Origin of the sequence: Bacillus sp. RO1 (genome assembly GCF_012524115.1) — a bacterium.
Lineage (GTDB): Bacteria > Bacillota > Bacilli > Bacillales > Bacillaceae_I > Sutcliffiella_A.
The window spans coordinates 63734-81215 of the sequence record NZ_JAAZWB010000075.1; the positions used below are offsets into that span (position 1 = coordinate 63734).

Here is a 17482-nt window from a genome sequence, read left to right on the forward strand (position 1 = left end):
TTATGTTAACTCAATTTGTATATCTTCACGAGGAGCGTCTCCCCAAAGACGTTCTAAATTGTAATATCCACGCTCATCTTTATGGAATACATGTGCAACGACGTCACCTAGGTCCACAAGAACCCAGCGAGCTTCATCAAAGCCTTCCATTCTGCGAACGTGTTGTCCGCTTTCTTCCGCAGCTTCTTTAATAGCACGGGCAATTGCCTGTACTTGTTTGTCTGAGTTACCGTGGCAAATCAAGAAATAATCTGAAACAAGGGAAATCCCTTGCATATTTAAAGCTACCAATTCTTCTGCACGCTTATCATCTGCAGCCTTTGCTGCAAGCTGTAATAATTCGTTTGACATTTATGTTAACTTCCTTTCTTTTACCTTCATAGTCATATCGTTATAAGCATGGAACGTATCGGGATAGACTGGTTGATTTCGCGTAATTAAGTATGTGATCGTATTTTTCATGGCCTGAACAACGGCTATATCCAGCGAGCTCTTTGCAGAATCCCGAACTTGATCAACTCCCGGAAAGTCCCGGCCAGGCTCGATATAATCTGCTACATACAAAACTTTGTCAAGTGTACTCATGTTTATTTTACCCGAAGTATGGCAGCGTATCGCTTCAAGAACTTCTTTATCAGTAATTCCTGCTTCTTTTTCCACAAGGTACGCGCCTACAGGGGCATGCCATAACTCATCATGAAACTGCAATAAATCCTGTGGCATCTTCTGGTCGATGATGATTCTGCGCATTTCCTCTTTATCCCGAAACTTGGCATAATCATGAAAAATTGCTGCCAGCTCTGCTTTTTCCTTATCAACATCATAGCGCTCCGCAAGTTGGATTGCCGTTTCCATGACACCAATTGTATGAACATAACGTCGCTCTGTTAGCTGTTCTTTGACCAGCCTTAACGCTTTTTCTCTATTCATATAGGCGTTTCTCCTCTATGATTTCTTTTACCTTATCCGGAACCAAGTATTGAGAAGTCCATCCATCACGAACACGCTTCCTTATTAAGGTGGAGCTAATGTCCATTTGCGGGGTTTCCACCTCTAGGACTGGGTATGGTGATGAGAAAGAATATCCCGGACGCTTTACTCCTACAAATGTGACGAGTTCAATCAATTTTTCTATGTTGTGCCATTTGGGCAGGTACTCGACCATATCTGCCCCTATGATGAAGTAGAAGCTAGTAGTAGGATACTTTTTTGCTAATAATATCATTGTATCATATGTATAGGAGGGACCCTCCCTTTGAAGCTCAATGGTTTCCACCCGAAAGCTCCTGTTTGTTGCAACAGCAGCTTTAATCATTTCCACCCTGATGGGCGTCGGGGTAACGGATTTATTTTGCTTATGAGGAGGGATATGATTTGGCATAAACCATATCTCGTCTAACGCAAGCTTCTGCCTGACATCGTTTGCAATCAGAAGATGACTGACATGAGGCGGATCAAAGGTCCCGCCGATGATGCCCACTTTCTTCACGAAAATCCCTCCATCCCATTATCTTGGCAAGACGATTTGTTTGTTTTCTTTCGATTCTTTGTAAAGAATAATCGTACTCCCGATAACTTGTACTAGTTCGGCTTTCGTACCGGCAACAAGTTCTTCGGCCACATCTTTACGGTCTTCATCACAGTTTTGCAGCACACTGACTTTCAACAGTTCCCTTACTTCTAAAGCTTCTGAAATCTGCTTTGTCATATTTTCATTCACTCCGCCTTTTCCTACTTGAAAGATTGGATCAAGATGATGTGCTTCTGCTCGTAAGTATCTTTTTTGTTTACCTGTTAACATGTTTTTCCTCCTAGGTGTTCTTTTACTAATTTTTTCATTCTATCTGTATCGGGTAACTTCCCTGTCCAAATTTCAAACGCTAAAGCTGCCTGATAGGCAAACATATGGATGCCGTTTTGCGTAACAGCGCCCAAGTTTTTCGCTTCCCGTAATAATTTTGTTTCTAAAGGATTATAGATAATATCACTAAAAACTGCATGTTGTTTAATAGAGTTCAATGATAGTGGAATGTCATCGATTTCAGGGAACATCCCCACCGAAGTGGTTTGAACTACCACATCATACCTATCCAGCTCTTTTGCGGCTTGTTCCACCGTGATACTTTGTGAAATCCGCTCCAATGAAAATTCTTTAATTAAATCATCTGACTTGGATACCGTTCGATTACAAATATCGAGTTGTATCCCTTCTTCCAATGCTAATGTGTAAAATATAGACCTAGCAGCCCCACCGGCACCAATGATAAGTACATGCTTATCTTTAAGTTCCACCACTTCTTTTAAGGCCTCGACGAACCCTCGACCGTCGGTGTTGTAACCAATAAGCTTGCCACTCTTATTTACCACCGTGTTAACTGCGCCAATTTTCAGAGCTGCCTCTTCCACACTATCTAAGAGTGGAATGATCGCTTCTTTATGGGGAATGGTTACATTGAATCCAGTAACACCAAGGGCACGCATACCAGCAACCGCAGTCTCTAACTCCCCGGCTTCTACATGAAAGGCATGATAATGTGCGTTTATTCCGTTTTGAAGAAACGCGTCATTATGGATGAGGGGAGACATGGAATGTGCAATGGGAGACCCGATTACTCCGTAAAGACTCTTCATCAGCCTTCCTCCCTTTTAGATCAACGATTTTCTTACCATGACTCCTACTCCTTTAGGAACATGAGCCACCACTTTAATTCCCGGCTCATTGATTGTAACCCAACCAAGACCCGAGAAAACAATATCCGTTTTTTCATCTTTTATCGTAAACTCATGCGCAACAAGTTCCGGGAATGATTCTACATAGTCTTTACCAGGTGGTTGCAACATATCGCCCAAATGCTCTTTATACACATTATCTGCATTCTCAAGCTTGGTACGATGGATATATAGGTCATTAGACACGTAGCATGTAAAAGAATTACGCCCACCTTTTACATAATCAAACCGTGCCAAACCACCAAAGAATAACGTTTGAGCTTCATTTAATTGAAAAATCTTTGGCTTAATTTCTTTCTTAGGCGAGATGGTCTTTAGTTCCTTTTTATCAACAAAATGCGCCATTTGATGACGATTTATAATTCCTGGTGTATCAAACAACGAAGCGCCATTGTCCAATGGAATGTCAATCATATCAAGCGTTGTTCCAGGAAACTGAGAGGTTGTGATAACATCTTCCTCGCCAGAAAACTCACGGATAATACGGTTGATGAAGGTCGATTTTCCGACGTTCGTACAGCCAACCACATACACGTCCTTACCATCCCTGTAGTCTTCAATTGCCTGTGCCAATTCTTTGACACCTGTTCCTTTATCCGCACTGATTAGGAAAACATCTTCCGGCTTCATTCCGAGCTCTTTTGCTGCTTGCTTCATCCAATTGATTACTTTATTTGGCTTAACGGACTTTGGCAACAAGTCCACCTTGTTTCCAACTAGTAATACTTTGTTATTGCCGACAAAACGATGTAAGCCCGGCAACCAGCTGCCGTCAAAATCGAAAATATCTACAATCTTCACCACAAGACCTTGTGTCTGACCTATGGAGTTCAATATCCTGATAAAATCGTCATCTGTCAAGGAAACATCTTGAATTTCATTGTAATGTTTCAGGCGAAAGCACCTTTTACAGATAACCGCTTCCTTATTTAAAGAGGAAGGAGGTGCATATCCCAATCTTTCTGGGTTCTCTGTCTGTATGGCCACTCCACACCCTATACATACTATTTGTTCTTCCATATTCGTTAATCCTCCCAATTAATCATACCTTTTCGCTTCATCCACGAAAGAATTCGTCTTTCTACACGGCGATTAAATTTTGTAATAAAACCGTCCGTTTGTGCAACCGGAACAACAAGAATGGTATGTAAACCAATCCGATTGCCTCCAAGCACATCTGTCAAAAGCTGATCTCCAATCACGACCACTTCTTCTTTTTGAAGCTTCATATCTCTCAGCGCTCTTCTGAATGCACGTCGCATTGGCTTCCTTGCTCCATAGATATAGTTGATACCAAGTGGATCAGAAAACATCTTCACCCTTCTTAACTTATTATTGGAAACAATCGTTACTAAGATGCCTACCTCTTGCATTTCTTTAAACCATTTAATCAATGCAGGTGTCGCTTCCGGTCGATCCCATTCTACAAGTGTATTGTCTAAATCAGTAATGATCCCTTTGATTCCCTTTTCTTTCAATTCCATCGGCTTTATTTCAAATACACTTTTTACGTGCTGCGCAGGCAGAAAATACTTGATCATTTAATCACCCTCAATTTGTTTCTATAGTTATCGTTGTAAACATATTTAAATGGACGTTTTACGTTCAAATTAACACTTTACCATCTTACCTAAATTCCTTCTCCATGTTAAGCATATTATTGATATTTCTAGTGTTAGCATGCTTCAGTTTTCTAATAAAAAGAATTGAAAATAAAAATTTTTCGACAAATTCCTGTCGATTTCAACACCTGTGGATAAACTTATCTACATTATACAGTGTGCCCTATAACGTTTACTGGTAATTATAAACAATATACCCACATGTTATCCACCGTTAACTGTGGATAATAGAACGGTTGTTCTAAAAAAAAATACATGGTAGAGTAATCGTACAACCTACAGAATTTACAATTATATGCATGACAAATGTAGAAAAGAACTTAACCTAAACATAATTCTAACAACCATACATAGTGACGTAATAATGGGAGGTGTAGGGCAGAGGCCAATCTGATGAGAAAACTTTCTGATGAACTTTTACTAGAATCCTATCACAAAGCGACCGAGTTAAAACTAAGCACAGATTTTATCTTACTGATCGAGTTAGAGATTAAACGCCGTTCCCTAAGCTACAAAATAAAAGCAACTTCCTAAAAGAGCCGGTCATCTGGCTCTTTTTTGTATTAATAGTTTCTAGCTGTTGGTTGGAGCAAAAGACGAAAAATCCAGCTGGAGAGCAGCGGCAATGTTGAGCCCCGTAGGCAAAGCCAAGGAGGCTCAAGGTCGCGCCGCGGAAAGCTAAGCCTTTTGCGCAAATCAACAGCGGAGAAAAAAGAAAGAAAGCTAGTGCTCACACTAGCTTAGCCATGTTCCGATCTTTTGACCGACCTTTACCTCTTCCTTCTCTTTCAATGTATCCTCCATCATAAAGGCATTTTTCTCAAACAATAATATAACCGTGGAACCAAATGAGAAGTATGCCATTTCTTCCCCCTTGACAAGCTGCTCGCTTTCATGTGTCAACTCGATGCTATTGACAAACATAGCGCCAACTTTTACAACAACAACATGTTTTCCATCGTGTTCAATTTCAGTCAACCTGCGATAGTTTTTTGCTAGTGGTTCTTTTCCGTACTTTAATCCCATCTGATTAACTGGATAAGATTTCCCACCTAGTGTCCACTGTTTTGTGACATTCCCCGAAATAGGTGTATGAATTTTATGATAGTGGCTTGGACTTAAATAAAGGACCATATAGGAACCGCCCATATATTTTTTTGCTAATTCAGGATCTGAAAGCATTTCTCCAACAGAGTAATCGAGCCCTTTTGCTCTCAGCTGCAGAGAATCTGTAATAAGCCCTTTCTTTTCAATTACCGCATCAACCGGGCTAACCACTGAACTTTTTCCAGAATCTATCGGTCTGACATGAGGCTTTAAGTTTCGGATGAAAAATTGTTGCAAGGTAGGAAATGTATCCATCTTTTCCTGCATTTCTTCGGTATTTATATTATATACCTTCGCAAACGAAGGGATAAACCGCTTGCTAAGCCTCGAACTGGCAAAACGCTTAACAGCCATTGAAGAGATCTTATGATTGGTCAATTCAATAGCCAGTCTGTATATACTTTTTAACAAATTGCATTCCTCCAAGATAATAATCCTATATAAAAATGAGTTAATCTGCAGTGTGTGGTCGTCTACTTAAACTCCATGAGTGATATTATAACATTTGAGCATCGGAAAAGGCATCCCTATATTCAGGGATGCCTCAACTATCTACCTATTTGTTTGTAAGTTGTAGAAACTCTTCCACATCTTCAAGCGATTTTTTGACTGCTTTCTCCCAGAAGTCTCGCTGTGTCAGATCGACACCTAAATGCTTCATTGCTAAGTCCTCCACTGTCATGGAAGCTGTATCTTTTAATAGTGCAATGTATTTTTCTTCGTAGTTCGTTCCTTCTTCTAATGCTTGGGAGTAGATCCCCAATGAGAACAAGTATCCAAACGTATAAGGGAAGTTATAGAACGGAACTTGCGTAATAAAGAAGTGCATCTTGGAAGCCCAGAACGTTGGATCATATTCCCCTAAAGCATCGCAATATGCTTCTTTTTGCGCTTCTACCATTAGATCGTTTAACTTTTCCACACTTACCAATCCGTTTTTACGCTCTTCATAGAATCTAGTCTCAAATAAGAAACGAGCATGGATATTCATGTAAAATGCTACACTGCGTTGTATTTTGTCTTCTAAAAGAGAGATTTTTTCCTGCTCATCCTTTGCATATTTAACTGCAGCATCAGCCACAATCATTTCAGCAAAAGTAGAAGCTGTCTCTGCAACATTGCTTGCGTAGAAACGATTTAAAGTTGGCACTCCATGCATGGCGTGTTGATGGAATGCATGTCCTAATTCATGTGCCAATGTGGAGACATTAGAAAGTGTTCCAGAGTAAGTCATAAAAATTCTTGATTGACCGGAAACAGGGAAACTTGTGCAGAATCCACCTGGGCGTTTTCCTGCTCTATCCTCCGCCTCAATCCAGCGATCTTCAAATGATTTCTTTGTAAATTCTGTCAGTTCAGGACCAAACTTGGAGAACTGTTCTATTATGAATTCTGCTCCTTCTTGATAAGAAAGAATGGTTTCTTCTGAAGATAATGGAGCGGACACATCATACATGTTCAATTTTTCAAGCCTTAATAGTTCGGCCTTGCGTTCCAAATACTTTTTCAATGTACCTTTATGGTCTGTGATTACTTGCCACATAGTATCTAACGTTTCCTGCTTCATTCTATTGTTCTCTAGTGGTTCTTTAAGTACAGAATCCCAGCCTCTTTGCTCATATACTTGCAGTCGGAACCCTGCGAGATGGTTTAAAGCAGAAGCAATGGTTTCGGCTTGGCTTTCCCACGCTTTTTTCCACGCGTCAGAAACATTCTTGCGAACACTTCGGTCTCCATTTGAAAAACGGTTATGGGCTTGTCCAACAGATAACTCCTTCACTTCTCCGTTTTCTTCAACCGGTATTTTGATAGTACCAACGATAGAGTTATATAGTTTGCCCCAAGCATGATAGCCATCAACAGCTAATGAAGTGACCAGTTTCTCCTGTGCTGCCGGTAATTTGTCACCAGCTCTACGTCTTCTTTCATTTAATACATATTCTAATGGCTGAAACACATCTCTTTGAATGAGACTCGCCCACGCTGCTTCATCAATATCAACCAGCTTTTCATCCAATGCGCCAAGCTGAACCTGTAATTTGGCATGCAGTTGTGCGACTTTCCCTTGAAGCTGTGAAGCAGCCTTGTCCTTAACATCCTGTGCGAGAAGACAACCGATGAAAGCAGATGCCTGTACCACTTTTTTGACGACATTCTCATAGGAAACCAAAATCCCTTCAAGATTTTCGGTTGAGAAAGCTTCTATCTGTTGCTCAAATGTATGAAGTTCTGATTGTATCTCTGATAAATATGTATGAAATGCTTCTGAATTGCTTCCTCCTTGGAAAAATACATCTAAATCCCAAGTTTCACTATATGTTTTCGTTGTCACGTTGTAACTCCCCCTTTTAGGTTCATAGATTAATTATAAACGAAGAGTGTAAATATTTCTACAATTCCAAACTATTTGATTGGCGTAAATTTCGGATTGCGAAGTTCTTTCGCTTTTGAAGATAAGAAAAAAAGCCCATGCTAGGAAGCATAAGCTTATCTGTATAAGTGGTTTTTGTAATAATACGCGCCGCCAATGAGCAACAAGATAAATAGAATCACCAGAAGGCCATACAACCATCCACCATAATATCCAGGTCCGCATGGTCCAGGATAAGGAGGAGGACAACACCCAAAACCTCCGTAAGGGTACCCGTACATACCAACAACCCCTTTCTCCAACTAGGTATCTACACTACTACCATATGCACATCCCACAAAAGAGACAGGGCAAACGCGGAGAAAACCACAATTAATTTTGGGAAAGTTCATGATATTTTTGTTACAGTAATATTAAAATTCTGTGTGGGGGTCAGACCCCCACAGGATTTTCGCCCACCATGGCGAAACCCCTTGGCAGGATTGATGGCCAAGGGGTTATTAAACGTATTATTTTTTCTTTTCTTTTTCGGCACGGTAGAATTCGTGGAACATTTTCATGAGGGCACGCTTTTCGATCCGTGATACATAACTTCTCGAAATGCCTAGTTCTTTCGCTATTTCACGCTGAGTCTTTTCATCTTTAAGATCAAGCCCGAAGCGACCGACGATAACTTCACGTTCCCTTTCATCAAGCACGTCTATATAAACTTTTATTTTCTCCAATTCCATATTAAGCTGTATGGTATCTATAACATCCTCTGATTCTGATTTCAACACATCGATTAAACTGATTTCGTTCCCTTCCTTATCTTGACCGATTGGATCATGTAAGGAAACATCCTTCTTCGTTTTCTTTAGCGCCCTCAAATGCATTAATATTTCATTTTCAATACACCTGGCAGCATAGGTTGCAAGCTTCGTCCCTTTTCCGGAGTGGAAGCTTTCAATTGCTTTAATTAATCCAATTGTCCCGATGGAAATTAGATCCTCTGAATCTTCCCCGGTATTTTCAAACTTTTTGACAATATGCGCCACAAGCCTCAGGTTATGCTCAATAAGTAGATTCCTTGCCTCTTCATTCCCTTCTGCCATCAACTTTAGGTATTTCGCCTCATCACCTGATGACAATGGTTGTGGAAATGCATTGTTCTTGACGTAAGAAACTAGAAAAACTAGTTCTTTGATTAAGTATCCTACTGATGCTAATATGCTTGACACACTTTCACCTCCATAAGAAATGCTTAGGCAAGAGCCTAGTAATAATTCTTATGTAGGAAAAGGCCATCACGTGCAAGTACACTTCAAAATAAATCCAAATTAATATGGCATATTATCAAGTCGTTAAAATGTTCTATTTATGTTACAATTCTGACGATTAATGGTACAATTTGATAAAGAGGAACAAATGTTCAAGAAATAAAAAATCTCCCTATTTAATAGGAAGATTTTAATACTTAATATAAGGATACTTTTTCAACTTGGAAGGTATGGTACCTTTACCGACTTTCACCACACTGTACTCTTGGAACAATGTTTCAAACCACTTAGAAACTTCTGCATATGTTTTATTTTTGTAATCTACAAGCTGGGCAACACGGTAATGCCTACGCGCCTTTTGCTCACGATCAACAACGATAAACCAAAAGCATGTAAGCTCAAAAGTGTTTGTACTAGTCGCCGACATGGTATCAACCTTCCTTTGTTAATTTATTTATTAATGTAAAGGTGGTAACTCATTCGTTTTGTAATCAGGACCTGCATGAGAAGTAACTGCATTTGCACCAAACAAAGTCAAGGAAACTACTAGAAACGTTAAGATGAACTTCTTCATTATCATTACCTCTTTCTACTTTTTATTTGGATTACTAATTAGCTATCTTTATAAGTATTTTACACTATATTGAAAAGTCATATTTTCCTCAAAATTGAATGTTATGCCCATATAATCTATGGTTTTCTTCTGTTTTCTACGGTTTTCGCTTCAAATTATAACTCTAGGAATATTTTATTAGTTAGGATGTGATATATTGTGGATTTTTCTTTAATAGGAAAAGAGATAAAAGTCCTGCGGTCTGCACTAAACTTATCACAAGCAGAGTTGAGTGAGGGGATTTGTACGCAATCACAGATCAGTAAGATTGAGAAAGGGGAAGTATTTCCACTTGCTAATACCTTATATTATATAGCAGAAAGGCTTGGTGTGGATATAAATTATTTTTATGATTTAGCCACTAACCCTCAATTATCGTATGTGAAAGAGGTTTTTGCACAAGTACGAGAGTTATTAAATCGAAGTCAATTTGAAGAGATATCAATAATAGTGGAAAATGAGAGGAAAAATCCTCTATTTGTTAATAACAGAAATAATAAGCAATTTCTCTTATGGACTGAAGGAATATGTGAATATCACTTAAAGAAAAATAAACGAGAAGCATTAAAGCTCATGCAGAATGCTTTGGATTTGACAAAAATGACCTCTAAACTGTTAGGAGAGAGAGAAATTGAAATCTTAAACAGCATGGCGATTGTTCATTTCGAGACAAAGAACTGTGAAGAAGCTTTGAGAATTTTTAACCTTGCGATTAATAGTTATATGAAAATTCCATATCATCATGATCCTACTATAAAAACAAGAATCCTTTATAATAAGGCTAAAACCCTAACAAGATTAAACAAACTTGAAGAATCTAATGACACATGTAAACTTGCGGTAAAATGGTGTGTAAAACAGAATAGTCTCTATGGCTTAGGTAACTTATATTATCATATAGGTTATAATTACAGTCTATTAGACCATAATGACATAGCAATCGAATACTACAACAAGTCCATTCAAATTTTCATGATTCAAGAAAATAAGGTTTTCGTCAAGCACATTAAAGAAAAAATAGACGAATTATCTGTCTTAATTGATTAAAAAAAACTAGGCCTCGCAGCCTAGTTTTTTTAATATTTATTCCCCTATCAAGCCTTTCTTTTCCAAAAATTCTTTGGCTACTTCAAAAGTGGTTTTTCCTTCTACGGTTACCTGGTAGTTCATATCACGCATTTCGTCATCATTTATTTGGTTTTCCAATTGATTTAGAATTTCTTCTAGTTCTGGATGCTCATCAAGAGTTTCTTTTCTTAGCAATGCCGCTCCTTGATATGGTGGAAATAGGTTTTTATCGTCTTCCAAAACACGTAAACCAAATTGCTTGATTTCTGCATCTGTCGAGTAGGCGTCTACTAAGTTTACATCGCCATTTTCCACTGCCTGATAGCGTAGTTTAGCTTGCATGGTGGTCAGGTTAGGGAAAGTGATGCCGTACACTTCTTGAATTCCTCGGTACCCGTCTTCACGGTCAGAGAATTCCAACGTGAACCCTGCTTTAATTTCATTTTTGGCACCGTTCAAATCAGATATCGTATTAATGTTATTTTGTTCAGCAAAGTCCTCCGGGATAGCTAGCGCATAAGTGTTATTAAAGCCCATTGGTTGTAGATACACAAGCTCATCTTGTTCCAGCAATCCTTTTTTGGCCTGTTCAAACACTTCCTCATCGTCAATGCTGACAGGTTCCTCTTCTAACAAGGTGACAATGGCTGTACCCGAATACTCAGGGTAGATGTCAATGTCCTTATTTTTCAAGGCTCTGTATACAAAACTTGTGTTTCCAAGTGAAGGGCGCAATTCAACACGGAGATCTGTTTCATCTTCAATCAACAATTTGTACATGTTAATGATGATATCGGGTTCTGCGCCAATCTTTCCACTGATAACAAGGTCCGCTTCTGTCGCTTTCATTACTGCAAAAGGAGATAGGAAAAGAAGAACCACAGCAATTCCTATGATAAGTGCTTTTTTACCAGATCCTTTTCTTGCAGCCGTTTCAATCATACGTAAAATGATATCGAACAATATCGCAAGGAGTGCGGCTGGAATTGCTCCTAGTAATATTAACGCATTGTCGTTCCGGTCTATTCCAAGAAGAATTAGACTTCCTAATCCTCCTGCTCCAATTAATGCGACAATGGTAGCAGTACCGATAATTAATACCATCGCTGTTCGTATACCTGCCATAATAACAGGCAATGCAAGCGGCAACTCCACTCGAAATAACCTTTTCATAGAAGTCATTCCCATTGCTTTTGCCGCTTCACGCAAGGAAGGATCTACTTCTTTTATACCTGTATAGGTATTTCTTAATATTGGGAGCAATGCATAGAGAAATAATGCGATGACTGCTGGAACAAACCCAATCCCAACAAGAGGAATTAATAGCCCTAACAAAGCAAGAGAGGGGATAGTCTGCATGACCGCTGTTATACCAATAATAGGCTCTGCAATACGCTCTTTTCTCGTTAATAACACACCCAACGGTACAGAAATGAACACTGCTATGGCCAGGGCAATGACCGATATTTGAATATGTTCTAATAGCGCGGTCCAGAGCTGATCGCCACGTGCTGCATATAGTTCTTGAAGGAATGTCATTATACAAGCCCTCCTTCTTCGCTGTGCTTATGAAGGAAGTGAAGTACATCTTTCCTAGAAAGGACGCCTAAAGGTTGGTTATCTTGCATAATTGTAACGGCCTCTTCATCTGCAAAAAATGCAAGGAGGTCTCCAAGGGTTAGCTTACTGTCTACTTCTCGGAAAGGCGTTTCTGAAGAACCTATTTTCAAGTCTTCTATTAGTTCCTCAATGGTTTTCTGAAGAACACTGCGTCTATTCCCGATAAAAAATTTCACAAAATCGTTTTTCGGGTTATTGACAAACTCTTCTGGCGTTCCTATTTGTACTGCCTCTCCTTCTTTCATAAGGCAGATCCGGTCGCCAAGTGTTAGGGCTTCGTTCATATCGTGTGTGACAAACACGATGGTTTTTTGGATTTTCTTTTTCAAGCTAAGAAAATCTTGTTGCAACTGTTCCCTGCTGAGGGGATCAAGCGCACTAAATGGCTCGTCCATTAAAATGATAGGTGGATTGGCCGCCAAAGCTCTAGCCACTCCTACACGTTGTTGTTGACCTCCTGATAATTCAGATGGCTTTCGTTTTTTATAGATAGACGGCTCGAGTCCTACAAGGTCGAGCAACTCATCCACTCTTTTGGAGATGTCTGCTTTTTTCCAGGATTTAAGCTCTGGAACGATGGATATGTTCTCCTCGATCGTCATATGTGGAAAAAGCGCAATTTGCTGGAGAACATAGCCAATATTCCAGCGAAGTTCATGGATATTATGTTCTGAGATACTCTTCCCGTCAATGAGAATATCCCCATTGGTTACATTATGTAATCGATTGATCATTTTCAACGTAGTTGTTTTTCCGCATCCACTCGGTCCTATTAGGACAAAGAATTCTCCTTCTTTAATTTCTACATTAAAGGATTGGACGGCGGTTGTCCCATCTTCGTATGTTTTGGTTACATCCTGAAAGGTTATCAAAACCTTCTCACTCCCCCATACAAGTATTTATTTCTCTACAGTATTTCCTAAAAGCACAAACTATAAATACCCTACTTTTTAGAGTGTCAAACTTTGTTTTAAAAATCGCGCAGGACAAGACTTGTTGCATGATATAATGAGGAATACTTTTTTGCACCGAAAGGAGACACTTATGAGAATAAAATTATATACATGGTTTTTAGTTCTTGTTCTTGTATTGGCAGGCTGCTCTTTGGATGAGAGTTCCTCCACTGTGACAGAGAACAATTCAACTAAATCAGTTCAAGAGCTAGTTGATCCACCTGATGAGAGTTCATCCAAAACAGAAACAGAAACAGAGAATCTTGAAGAGACCGAACCAGAATACGAAAGGACAGAGGTCCCTCTCGTTCGTGTCATAGACGGAGACACAATAAAGGTGATAATTAATAATAAAGAAGAGAATATCCGGTTCTTGCTTGTAGATACTCCTGAAACGAACCACCCTAGAATGGACGGTCCACAGCCGTTTGGTCCAGAAGCGAAGAAGTTTATGGAAGAGTTCATGGAAGACGGAAAAGTGGAAATAGAGCTCGATGTAAGCGAACGGGACCACTATGGACGAATTTTGGCATATGTATTTGTGAATGGCTTGTCAGCACAGGAAGAGCTTCTCAAGCGCGGGTTGGCACGAGTAGCATATATTTTCCCACCCAACACGAGATATGTAGATACCTACCAAGCTATTCAAAAGAAGGCTCAAGCGGAAGGGATAGGCATTTGGAGTGTAGAGAACTATGCACAAGAAGATGGCTTTTTTCCTGAATATGTTGAGGACCCGGTTGCTGTAGTTCCTACCGAAGAAAATCCCGTTTCAGAAAGCTGCAAAGTAAAAGGGAATATCAGCTCAAGCGGCGAAAAGATCTATCACGTTAAAACAGGAGCTTACTATGATCGGACCATTCCAGAAGCTTGCTTTAACTCTGAAGAAGAAGCTGAAAAGGCGGGATACCGGAAGTCGATGAGATAAATTGGGATGAAAGAAGAGGAGCCCGAACAAAGGCTCCTCTTCAATTTATTTATTGTTCATCCTGTTCTTGTAAAATCTTTTTCAACTTTCTCGCTCTCCATACAAAGAACACTGCCCCACCAAGTAAAACAACTGTGGCACCCATCATTGTAAAAATCTGCAAAGCTTCTTTTCCTGCATGCTGAAAAGCTACTCCAATATATAAAAACACACTGACGGTCGTTAAAATAATGGCATATCTAGTATAATCTTGAATCTTTGCTTGTAATACCTTCGAATTCATCTAGATTCCCCCCATCTACTATTCACTTTAACATAGTTTGCTAGGTTTTCCGGTATGTAATTTCTTCCGGGAAACGTCAAAAGCCTTCTGCAGCAAAACAGAAGGCTTTTCCTATTAGTTAAAATTGATAGATAGCAGAATACTTCTCTTCTAAGTATCTTACCAAATGTTTTGCATCCAATTCTTCTCCCGTCACTTTCACAATCAATTCGTTTGGAGAATAAAGTTTTCCATATTGATGGATATTCTCTCTTAACCACCCGCGGATTGCCATGAAATCTCCCTGTTCAATTTTGTCATAGAAATCAGGCATCTCCTTGATAAACGTATAGAGAATTTGAGCCGCATAAAGATTACCTAGTGAGTAGGATGGGAAATAACCGAAACCGCCAAAGGACCAGTGCACATCCTGAAGGACACCAAGTGTGTCTGTTGGTGGCGTAATTCCTAGATATTCTTCCATCTTTTCATTCCATACCTTTGGCAGATCCTTCACTTCATATTCCCCGGCAAATAAACCTTTTTCAATTTCATAGCGAATCATGATATGAAGATTGTAAGTCAGCTCATCTGCTTCCACACGAATGAAAGATGGATCTACTCTATTTGTGGCAGCATAGAAATCTTCCAATGAGACATCTTGCAGCTGCTCAGGAAAATGCTCTTGTAAATCTTTATAAAAATAAGTCCAAAATTCCTTACTGCGTCCTACCATATTTTCTAAGAAGCGAGATTGCGACTCGTGAATACCAAAGGATGTCCCACGTCGAATCACTCTTCCTTCATAGGCAGGATTAACTCCTTGTTCATACATTCCGTGTCCAGCCTCATGGATGGTGCCAAAAATAGCGGAACGAACATTATCTTTCAAATAGCGCGTAGTGATTCGAACATCCCCAGTATTGACAGAAGAAGCAAACGGATGCACCGTTTCGTCCAAGCGACCGCCTTCCATATCAAAGCCGATTAAAGGCAGAATATATTGATTAAATTTCTTTTGAGCATCTATATCATACTCCTGTGCGAAAATATCTTCTCGCGGTTGAGATGGTGAAGCTTTGATTTTATTTAATATCTCCACACTTTTTTCACGAAGCTCTTTAAACAATGGATCGAGCTTCTCAACAGTCAATCCCGGCTCAAACTCATTTAGCATCGCATTGTATGGATGCCCTTCATAGCCATAATATTCACCAAACTTTTTCTTGAATGCCAGCACTTTTTCAAGAACAGGTGCGTAAGAGGCAAAGTCATTCTTTTCCCGTGCTTCTTCCCAGGCCTCATTCGCATCATTAACAAGAATGACATATTCTTGATATTCATCTGCAGGGATTTTTATTGATTTATCATAATTATTTTTCCTCTCGCCTACACATGCCTTTGTCGCTTCATCCAATTGCACCCAAACTTTTTCTTCTGTTAAGTATGTAAGCAATTCTCCCATTTCTTCTGAGATAGATAGTTTGAAAGCTTCCGTTGATAATGTTCCTCTTGCTTTTCCAAACAAGGAACGTCCTTTTTTAGGTGCTTTCGTTTTAGAATCCCAGCTAAGGAGCCCCAACACATCATTATAATGGCAAAGCTTCTCATCAAGCTTGTTGAATGCATCCACTTTTTCTTGAACATTCTTCTCTAATACAGGTACTGTAGACATGATAATCCTCCTAGTAAAAATAGTATGAAAATTATGTATTATTTTTATATTATATCAGATTTTTACTAGAACGCTAACCAACAGCCGCAAAAAAAGCCCTATAAGAGCTTTACTCTCATAGGACCTTACATCACTTTTAACCTTCAATAGCCTGTTTCAGATCTGCAATAAGATCTTCTACATCTTCAATACCAACTGATATACGGACCAATCCATCAACAATTCCAAGTTCTGCACGACGTTCTGCTGGAATGGATGCATGCGTCATTCGTGCTGGAACAGAAATTAAACTTTCTACCGCTCCTAGACTTTCCGCTAACGTGAAGTATTTAATTCTTGCCAATAGCTGATCTGCTTTCTCGGCACTTCCGATATCAAAGGACACCATTCCACCAAAACCGCCAGCTTGCTGCTTGGCAACCTCATGGTTCGGATGATCTTCCAATCCAGGATAATAAACTTTTCCTACGAACGGATGGCTTTCAAGGAATTCAACGATACGGTTAGTGTTCTTTTCCGTCGCTTCCATTCGAAGTCCAAGCGTTTTAATTCCACGCATCAATAACCAAGAATCCTGCGGTCCTAATATGCCTCCCGTTGAATTCTGAACAAAATGCAGCTCTTCTGCCAATTTCTCAGAGTTAACAACAACAAGACCAGCCACCACATCACTGTGCCCTCCAATGTACTTCGTCGCACTATGAAGAACAATGTCTGCACCAAGATTAATTGGTGTCTGCCAGTATGGCGTGCTGAACGTGTTATCGACAATCGTCAGGAGATTATGCTTTTTGGCAACTAAACTCGCTTTTTGGATATCAGTCACTTTTAACAATGGGTTAGTCGGTGTTTCAATGAAAAGCGCCTTCGTATTCTCTTGAATGGCTGCCTCAATATTTTCCACCTTGCTAGTGTCTACAAAAGTAGAGCTGATCCCCATTCTATTTAGCACCTTTGTCATGACACGGTATGTTCCACCGTACACATCATCTGTTAAGACCACGTGGTCACCGCTGTCAAACAACATCATAACGGCTGTAATGGCCGCCATACCAGAACCAAAAGCGAAGCCCGCTTTCCCATTTTCTAGATCCTTGATTAATTCTTCAAGCGCATGTCGTGTCGGATTTCCCGTTCTGGAGTACTCATACCCCTTAAAGTTTCCTACACTCTCCTGTTTATAGGTACTAACTTGATAGATGGGAGTGGAAACCGCCCCAGTATGAGGATCTCCAAATATTCCACCATGTATCAACTTTGTTTTTTTATGCATA

19 protein-coding genes are annotated in these 17482 nt (G+C 39.6%); 3 read left to right on the top strand and 16 right to left on the bottom strand.

The features are described from left to right. The 7 genes from rsfS to HC179_RS11495 are packed head-to-tail and all read right to left on the bottom strand — an operon-like array spanning position 1 to position 4271. Complete coding sequence (gene rsfS / locus HC179_RS11465; RefSeq protein ID WP_168864425.1) at positions 1-351, bottom strand: ribosome silencing factor; 351 nt, start codon at positions 349-351, stop codon at positions 1-3. After that, a complete protein-coding gene (yqeK, locus tag HC179_RS11470) occupies positions 352-930 on the bottom strand; it encodes a bis(5'-nucleosyl)-tetraphosphatase (symmetrical) YqeK (RefSeq protein WP_168864426.1) in 579 nt (192 codons plus the stop codon). Next, entirely contained in the window at positions 923-1489 is a 567-nt protein-coding gene (locus HC179_RS11475; protein WP_168864427.1) for a nicotinate-nucleotide adenylyltransferase, read from the bottom strand. The genes yqeK and HC179_RS11475 overlap by 8 nt, the downstream gene beginning before the upstream one ends. Before the next feature lie 18 nt (positions 1490-1507). Further along, complete coding sequence (gene yhbY / locus HC179_RS11480; RefSeq protein WP_168864428.1) at positions 1508-1801, bottom strand: ribosome assembly RNA-binding protein YhbY; 294 nt, start codon at positions 1799-1801, stop codon at positions 1508-1510. Continuing rightward, on the bottom strand, positions 1795-2631 hold the full coding sequence (gene aroE / locus HC179_RS11485; protein WP_168864429.1) for a shikimate dehydrogenase: 837 nt from the start codon (positions 2629-2631) through the stop codon (positions 1795-1797). Before aroE ends, yhbY begins: the two co-directional genes overlap by 7 nt. Positions 2632-2646: 15 nt before the next feature. Next, entirely contained in the window at positions 2647-3750 is a 1104-nt protein-coding gene (gene yqeH / locus HC179_RS11490) for a ribosome biogenesis GTPase YqeH (RefSeq protein WP_168864430.1), read from the bottom strand. A gap of 5 nt (positions 3751-3755) precedes the next feature. Further along, complete coding sequence (locus HC179_RS11495; RefSeq protein ID WP_168864431.1) at positions 3756-4271, bottom strand: YqeG family HAD IIIA-type phosphatase; 516 nt, start codon at positions 4269-4271, stop codon at positions 3756-3758. A gap of 474 nt (positions 4272-4745) precedes the next feature. Here HC179_RS11495 and sda point away from each other — a divergent pair, with 474 nt between their 5' ends. Further along, positions 4746-4886 carry a sporulation histidine kinase inhibitor Sda gene (gene sda / locus HC179_RS11500; protein ID WP_010196138.1) on the top strand — a complete coding sequence of 47 codons (141 nt, stop codon included), beginning with the start codon at positions 4746-4748 and terminating at the stop codon, positions 4884-4886. A gap of 201 nt (positions 4887-5087) precedes the next feature. Here the strand turns inward: sda and HC179_RS11505 are convergent, their stop codons facing one another. The 4 genes from HC179_RS11505 to HC179_RS11520 all read right to left on the bottom strand — a co-directional run bounded on the left by HC179_RS11505 (position 5088) and on the right by HC179_RS11520 (position 9516). Beyond that, positions 5088-5870: a phosphatidylserine decarboxylase gene (locus HC179_RS11505; protein ID WP_168864432.1), complete on the bottom strand. Its 783-nt coding sequence runs from the start codon at positions 5868-5870 to the stop codon at positions 5088-5090. 145 nt (positions 5871-6015) lie between these two features. Next, the gene (locus tag HC179_RS11510) at positions 6016-7791 is read right to left on the bottom strand and encodes a M3 family oligoendopeptidase (protein WP_168864433.1); all 1776 of its coding nucleotides are present in this window, start codon (positions 7789-7791) and stop codon (positions 6016-6018) included. A 548-nt stretch (positions 7792-8339) separates the two neighbouring features. Next, positions 8340-9050, bottom strand: coding sequence for an RNA polymerase sporulation sigma factor SigK (sigK, locus tag HC179_RS11515; RefSeq protein ID WP_168864434.1), 711 nt, complete (start codon positions 9048-9050; stop codon positions 8340-8342). 229 nt (positions 9051-9279) lie between these two features. After that, positions 9280-9516 carry a hypothetical protein gene (locus HC179_RS11520; protein ID WP_060665104.1) on the bottom strand — a complete coding sequence of 79 codons (237 nt, stop codon included), beginning with the start codon at positions 9514-9516 and terminating at the stop codon, positions 9280-9282. A 345-nt stretch (positions 9517-9861) separates the two neighbouring features. Between HC179_RS11520 and HC179_RS11525 the strand changes: the two genes are divergently transcribed. Further along, on the top strand, positions 9862-10749 hold the full coding sequence (locus HC179_RS11525; protein WP_168864435.1) for a helix-turn-helix domain-containing protein: 888 nt from the start codon (positions 9862-9864) through the stop codon (positions 10747-10749). A gap of 36 nt (positions 10750-10785) precedes the next feature. On the opposite strand, the gene HC179_RS11530 is transcribed toward HC179_RS11525, so the two are convergent. After that, a complete protein-coding gene (locus HC179_RS11530; RefSeq protein ID WP_168864436.1) occupies positions 10786-12309 on the bottom strand; it encodes an ABC transporter permease/substrate-binding protein in 1524 nt (507 codons plus the stop codon). Continuing rightward, a complete protein-coding gene (locus tag HC179_RS11535; RefSeq protein ID WP_168864437.1) occupies positions 12309-13262 on the bottom strand; it encodes an ABC transporter ATP-binding protein in 954 nt (317 codons plus the stop codon). Before HC179_RS11535 ends, HC179_RS11530 begins: the two co-directional genes overlap by 1 nt. Before the next feature lie 172 nt (positions 13263-13434). Between HC179_RS11535 and HC179_RS11540 the strand changes: the two genes are divergently transcribed. Next, positions 13435-14271 (top strand): thermonuclease family protein, encoded by an 837-nt coding sequence (locus HC179_RS11540; RefSeq protein WP_168864438.1) that lies wholly within the window; start codon positions 13435-13437, stop codon positions 14269-14271. Positions 14272-14320: 49 nt separating this feature from the next. Here the strand turns inward: HC179_RS11540 and HC179_RS11545 are convergent, their stop codons facing one another. The 3 genes from HC179_RS11545 to HC179_RS11555 form a co-directional block, all read right to left on the bottom strand. After that, positions 14321-14554, bottom strand: a complete 234-nt coding sequence (locus tag HC179_RS11545) for a YrhC family protein (protein WP_168864439.1) — start codon at positions 14552-14554, stop codon at positions 14321-14323. A gap of 118 nt (positions 14555-14672) precedes the next feature. Further along, entirely contained in the window at positions 14673-16208 is a 1536-nt protein-coding gene (locus tag HC179_RS11550) for a carboxypeptidase M32 (protein WP_205825300.1), read from the bottom strand. Positions 16209-16344: 136 nt separating this feature from the next. Then, positions 16345-17481: a bifunctional cystathionine gamma-lyase/homocysteine desulfhydrase gene (locus tag HC179_RS11555; RefSeq protein ID WP_168864440.1), complete on the bottom strand. Its 1137-nt coding sequence runs from the start codon at positions 17479-17481 to the stop codon at positions 16345-16347. Between the last annotated feature and the right edge of the window lies 1 nt (position 17482).